Consider the following 5545-nt stretch of genomic DNA (forward strand, 5'->3'; position numbering starts at 1 on the left):
GCTCGGTGAGGCGGTCGACGACCACGCGCTCGTTCATGCGGATGGCTTCTTCGGTCGAGTGCTGGAAGTCGCCCCAGCCTTTCCACCCGGCGGTGGCTGGCTTGTTCACGGGATAGCCGCCGCCGTCCACGGTCTCCGACCCAACCATGTGGCCCTGGTGCAGGGTGATATCGGCACCGGCATGGTCGACGGCAGCAAATACGTACGTCGGGCGCCACATGCCGAGCTCCACCAGGGGCACAATGTACGGGTAATCCGACACACGAAGCATCGTGGCCGACGGTGGGCCGACGAGATGCTCGTTGACCAACACGTGGTCGCCGGCCGCGATCACCCCGCGGCCCCGTCGACCCACGGCCGGTTCGCTGTGCAGGACGGCGCGCTCGAGCGTGACAATGATGTTCTCGTCTACGCCTCGGTCCGCGAGATGTCTTCGAACATCGCGCCACTTCGCATCCAGCTGGGCCTCGGCGTCCGCGGCATTACGCGAGTCGTCGATGTAGATCGACACGAACGGACCACGCGCGCTCATCAGTGATTCGAAGCGTTCTGGTTGCATATTTAGGCCTCACTGTTTTTCTTCGACCCGTTGCGAGGCATTCCGACACGAGCCAAACGACATGACGCGAACATGTTCGCGTTGCGCATTTCTTTTGGCGCGCGCCAACGGTACAAAGCCCCGACGTGCGTCGGCAGAGTCGGAAGCCCCCGCCTGAGGGCATTTGGTCCCCAATCACCGCGGTCGGTGTCGTGTTCACCGGAAAGCAACGAATGGTGCGAAGGCGGACCCAAAGTCAGCGGTTGCGGGATATCGCCTGGCATTCCGGTCAGGCGCAATCTCCGCTACACACCCCATCGGCGGTATGCGGTATGCGTGAGGTGAGATCAGCGGTGTGGTTGCTATGGCGCGAGCCTCAGGCCGGGTTCGTGCCCGTCTCCAGCGATCAGCGTCTTCCACGAACCCGCCGGGAAGTAGTACGTCTTTCCGGTAGACGACACCCGAACCTTGAGGACGCCATCATTCAGGAATTCGTAAGTGTCTTCGTCGCCGTAGTCGTCGGCGGGACCGTCCGGATGTTTCACTTCGAATGTCATACCAGGAGTCTGGCATGAAAGCTGGCCCGAAGTCTGCGGTTGACGGCAGGCGGTTGTCGCTCCGTAGCAGCGTTACATTGAGGATCTGAAACCGTTAGTCGACGCCCTCAACAAGAGCCTGGCGGACATGATAGTCACGTCGGAATACTTTTCCGGAGCGTCGGTGGCGACTGTTTGGACAATCGACGTTCTACCGCGCGGATGGAAGTGGCCTGGTTTGCTGAGTTCAGCGCGCCCCAGTCATTCGGCTTCAACCACTATGTACACACGCTTGAGCAGTCGCAGCTGCTTTATGTTCACGCTCTCGTGCTTTGCGAGGCGCCTGTAAAACCGTCGGGCGTCAGCTTCGTCCGTTGGACCAAACGCGACGCTCTCCCACTGGCCGTCGCCCAGCTGGAATTGATACCGCACGTAGTATTCGTTAGAACCTTCACTCACGTTGCTGCCGCTTTCCTCCCAAACGCATTATGGACCTGTTTGCGACGGCTTCGAGCCACTATAAGCCGTTATCAGCGAGTCTTCCGTTACCACGCCTTACTCTCCAACGTGCCACGCAGGACATGGACGTGAGCGGGCTCGTGCGACAGCTCAGATGTACGGATCCTTAGGGCCTGGCCAGACGGCGATCCCGGAACCTTGCTGGGCTCCGGGACGACCGGGACATGTGGGTTTAACTGGCGGCTTGCACCGTGATGTGTCTCTCCGCAGCCGCAGCCGCGGCCGCTGCATGTTCGGGAAGTGCCACATCCACGGTCAGGATGCCCTTGTCGCAGGTGGCCTTGATGTCCTCTTCGTTGGCGCCTGCCGGCAGGGTGACCGAGCGGGTAAATGAGCCGTAGGAGAACTCCGAGCGGCGCTTGGTTTCCTTCTTCTCGCTGCGTTCGGCATCCATGGTCAACTTGCCGTCGCGCACGGTGATGTCGACGTCCTTGGCCGGATCGATGCCGGGCATCTCGGCACGCAGCAGGTAGTGGCCGTCAGCCAGCTCGTCCTCAAGCCGGATCAGATGGGTGTCGATCAGCGGCCGAAGACCTGTCCATGACGGAAAGCCGGTCCACAGATCCGACCGGAAATCGGACCAGGCCGGCAGCCACGAGCGAGGTCGGTGACGCAAAGGGCGATCAGTCATGATCCTCCTTCGGTTGTTGATTTATTGTTGTGGGACTTACGGTTTCGATCTGCGCCGGCATCCGGTAGAGACCGAAGTCCCCTCCGCGTGGGTCATTTGTCGCCGCGACCGGTCCGCCGTGAAGACCGGTGCAGTTATCGGCTGGTTATGACGTGACAAGTCGCCACTCTTGGGGCACTCCGTGGGCGGTCGTTTCACCCCTGTCGCGCCCGAACAGCCTCATAAACCAGGGAGTCCCCACCGCGACGAACGGCCTGGTGCAGAGTGTCGGCACCTAGCCCCACCCGGCCAACAGGTGACTTACCCGTTCGTTACTCTTCGTCTTCGATGATGTGAACCGCGGCTTCCTCGGCAGATGCTGCGCCGCCGCTGATACCGACGTCCTCAGCGACCAATTCCGCCTCAGTGTCTTCGCCAAATCCCAGGTCCGGCGCGACAAGTCGACCTGCTCGCGCGCGGCCAACCTCACGTCGCTGGGGAAATTCGGTTTCGCGCTCGGACTCGTCGGAGCGTTGCTGCTCGGCTTCATCGAGCGGGACGTTGATTTGCGACGCCGGATCGAGCTCTTCCTCCGCGAGCATCTGGTCCATGCTTTCAGACGGGCCGAATGCGCCACGTCCATACAGTCGCTCGGGCGGCGAATACCCCTCGTCGAGCATGTCGTCGATGCCGCGGTCGATGAGAGTGTCCTCTGGCTGAAGCTGATTGTCGTCTTCCACGCTGTATTCGCCTGCCGCAGGGCCGGCCTCATAGTGGGTGCTCATGACTTAGTCTCCAAGTTGTCGAGGGATCAGTGGCTGGCGATGGCTCGGGTGGCGCAGATCGCTTTGACGAACTGCGCGATGGCATGTTCGGTCAGACGGCGAGCGATGTCGGCTCCGCTTACGATGCCGACCAGGCGATGACAGTCGGTGATGAGTAGCCGGCGGAATCGGCAGCGCACCCATGCCCAACTCGCCCATGTGTAGGGCCGCTGCGGTCAATGTCTTGTGCTCTCCCACACACGTTGCTCCGGTGTGCGTGATGTCGCGGGCCGTGCTCATTGTGCTCCTGAATCGCGATGGTGCCGCATTATTCGATGCTTGGGCAGCCCAACCCTAAAGATGGCGATATTGCCTGCCTAGGGCCATTCGTCCTTTTAGCCGAAGACGTTGGACCGGCAGGTCGGTGTCGACTTCGACCGTGACGTCGGCCGCAGAGGCGTGGGCGTGGCGGACGATGTTGGACAGCGCGAAGCGACATTGATCCGACGTACGTCGCCGTGCCGAATACCTTTGTGGCACCTGCCGGTTCCCCTGACACCCGGGGCGGCACATGTGCGCCGGACCGCCGCGCTTACCAATCGCTCCGTATCCGATCAAACCGAGACGTGGCTGTTGCCTGGAAGTCTCGGCTTCGGTGTGACTTTCTGCGGCTGACAGAGGACTTTCGGCCCTCGGCCCGACGCCGAGTCGGTGCGATGGTCGAGGGTGATCGGCCCGAAGTGCCGGAGTGATTAGACACAGCGGCTCTGTAGGCCGGTTTGACCCATCGCCGTAAGACGGGGACCGCCTTCGGGCAGGTCCCTATGTGTTGTCGTGCGTATTGCCAACGATGGACTCTGGGCGGCGACGGAAAGGATGCTCGATGACCGTTCTGCGAATCGTCTCCGGTAGCGCCAATCCGGGCCTGGCCAGTGCCGTCGCCAACTATTTGGGAGTCGAGTCCGATGGTTGCTCCCTACAGCGATTCCCCGATGGGGAGCTTCGTCCCACCGTCGAAGATGTCTGTGGCTCAGATACTTACATCATTCAACCGACATCGCCACCGGTCAACGAGCACATCGTCGAACTACTGTTGCTGCTCGACGCCTGCCGCCGGGCCCGCGCAGCCCGGGTGACCGCGGTGGTGCCGTACTTCGGCTACGCCCGCCAGGATCGACGCACCACACCAGGTCAGGCTCTCGGCTCAGCCGTTGTCACAGATGCGATCGCCAACGCGGGTGCCGACCGGCTCGTCGTCGTCGACCCGCACACACCCGCCCTGGAAGCCGTGTGCCGAATCCCGGTGGAAACACTGTCCGCCGTCCCCGCCCTGTCCCGTGAGCTCGTCGACGAGCTACCGGACGGTGTGGTGGTTGTCGCTCCCGACCTGGGCGCGGTCAAGCTGGCCGAACGGTATGCGGCGGTGCTGCACGGCTCGGTTGCGGTGGTGCGCAAACAACGTGAAAGTGGCTCAGCGGTCGCCGCATTGGACATCGCTGGCGATGTGCGCGGCCGCCCGGCGGTGATCATTGATGACATGATCACCACCGGGGCCACCATTGAAGCCGCGGTCGAACTGCTGCGGGTGCGCGGCGCCGCACAGGAAATCGTTGTGGCCGCGACGCATGGGCTTTTGGTTCACGCCGCCGTCAGCCGCCTGCATGAGCTTGAACTGCGCCGCGTGCTCGTCACCGACACCGTTGCGGTCAAGAATGCAGGCACCTTGATCCGGGTGTGCTCGATCGCGCCGACGCTAGCTGACGCGATCGCCTGCCTGCACACCGACAAGCCACTGGATAAACCGGCTGTCCGTGCGTGATGAGCGAGACGGCTTGGGGTGCAGCCGATTTTGGGTCCAGTGGCCACCGATCTCGACGCGCCAAGCCCCCTCGAGACTGCACCATTCGCGACCAATGACCCGCGTTGGATCACCTGTACGGTCCGCACCGGCCCGGCTTGGGTCGAGACCATCATCGTCGGCAAGACGTTTCAGGTGTGGCTGGACTGCAGCGGGAACACGTCGTTATGAGCGAGCGTTCGAAACTAAGAATTGAACTTCCTTGCGAAGCAACATGTTACGAAGATGGTCCGTCAAACAAGGCGAAACGTGGACGATTGGTTGGTAATCACGGCACCACGACTGAGCGGGCCGATCAGCGCGGACTGATCACCGAGGTGCACGGGTGGATGGCTTGCGATTCGTCGTCGGCGTGGGGTGCGAGATGCGGTATGACTCGACTTGTGCACAAAAGTACGGAAAACCGCTTGTGCCCGATTCAGCACAATCGCGTTGGTGGCCTGAGTGGGTTCAGCTGAGCCGCTCGGTCTCGTCGGCGGCGTCGGTCAGCGCTGCTGCCAGTTCGCGGGCCGCCGTCGGGTCCAGCGCGTTCAGGTGGCGGGTATGCACGGCGATCCACCGCCGCGTCGAGCCGTCGGCCTGCTGTCGGCCGCAGATCTGAACGTGGGCCTGCCTGCCGCGGCGCGTGGTCCCCTCGAAGTCGCGGAACCAGTTACCGTCAAGCTGCCAGTGGAACGTGCGCACGGCGCCAGCGGGCTGCGCGACATGGTCGAATGGCGC

7 protein-coding genes and 1 pseudogene are annotated in these 5545 nt (G+C 62.5%); 2 read left to right on the forward strand and 6 right to left on the reverse strand.

The genetic code is table 11. From position 1 onward, the window contains the following. The 5 genes and pseudogenes from ACLP9N_RS03030 to ACLP9N_RS03050 all read right to left on the reverse strand — a co-directional run. Positions 1-532 (reverse strand): baeRF2 domain-containing protein (locus ACLP9N_RS03030; protein WP_442406007.1); only part of this gene is annotated, 532 nt, incomplete at its 3' end. Between the two features lie 368 nt (positions 533-900). Then, positions 901-1095: a hypothetical protein gene (locus tag ACLP9N_RS03035; RefSeq protein ID WP_424073866.1), complete on the reverse strand. Its 195-nt coding sequence runs from the start codon at positions 1093-1095 to the stop codon at positions 901-903. Between the two features lie 670 nt (positions 1096-1765). Further along, positions 1766-2227, reverse strand: coding sequence for an Hsp20/alpha crystallin family protein (locus ACLP9N_RS03040; protein WP_442406012.1), 462 nt, complete (start codon positions 2225-2227; stop codon positions 1766-1768). Between the two features lie 308 nt (positions 2228-2535). After that, a complete protein-coding gene (locus ACLP9N_RS03045) occupies positions 2536-2988 on the reverse strand; it encodes a DUF5709 domain-containing protein (RefSeq protein ID WP_442406008.1) in 453 nt (150 codons plus the stop codon). A gap of 26 nt (positions 2989-3014) precedes the next feature. Beyond that, positions 3015-3267: pseudogene (locus ACLP9N_RS03050) on the reverse strand (hypothetical protein). A gap of 583 nt (positions 3268-3850) precedes the next feature. Here ACLP9N_RS03050 and ACLP9N_RS03055 point away from each other — a divergent pair. Both ACLP9N_RS03055 and ACLP9N_RS03060 read left to right on the forward strand, forming a co-directional pair. Then, the gene (locus ACLP9N_RS03055) at positions 3851-4786 is read left to right on the forward strand and encodes a ribose-phosphate diphosphokinase (RefSeq protein WP_442406009.1); all 936 of its coding nucleotides are present in this window, start codon (positions 3851-3853) and stop codon (positions 4784-4786) included. 39 nt (positions 4787-4825) lie between these two features. Then, positions 4826-4996 (forward strand): hypothetical protein, encoded by a 171-nt coding sequence (locus ACLP9N_RS03060; RefSeq protein ID WP_442406010.1) that lies wholly within the window; start codon positions 4826-4828, stop codon positions 4994-4996. Between the two features lie 279 nt (positions 4997-5275). Here the strand turns inward: ACLP9N_RS03060 and ACLP9N_RS03065 are convergent. Next, on the reverse strand, positions 5276-5545 hold a 270-nt coding region (locus ACLP9N_RS03065; protein WP_442406011.1), incomplete at its 5' end, for a hypothetical protein.

Source organism: Mycobacterium sp. (assembly GCF_052144515.1).
Taxonomy (GTDB): Bacteria; Actinomycetota; Actinomycetes; order Mycobacteriales; family Mycobacteriaceae; genus Mycobacterium.

Bases quoted from the DNA above. Each gene is read 5' to 3' on its own strand.
- ACLP9N_RS03055 (WP_442406009.1), top strand. From the start codon at position 3,851: ATGACCGTTCTGCGAATCGTCTCCGGTAGCGCCAATCCGGGCCTGGCC.
- ACLP9N_RS03045 (WP_442406008.1), bottom strand. From the start codon at position 2,988: ATGAGCACCCACTATGAGGCCGGCCCTGCGGCAGGCGAATACAGCGTG.
- ACLP9N_RS03035 (WP_424073866.1), bottom strand. From the start codon at position 1,095: ATGACATTCGAAGTGAAACATCCGGACGGTCCCGCCGACGACTACGGC.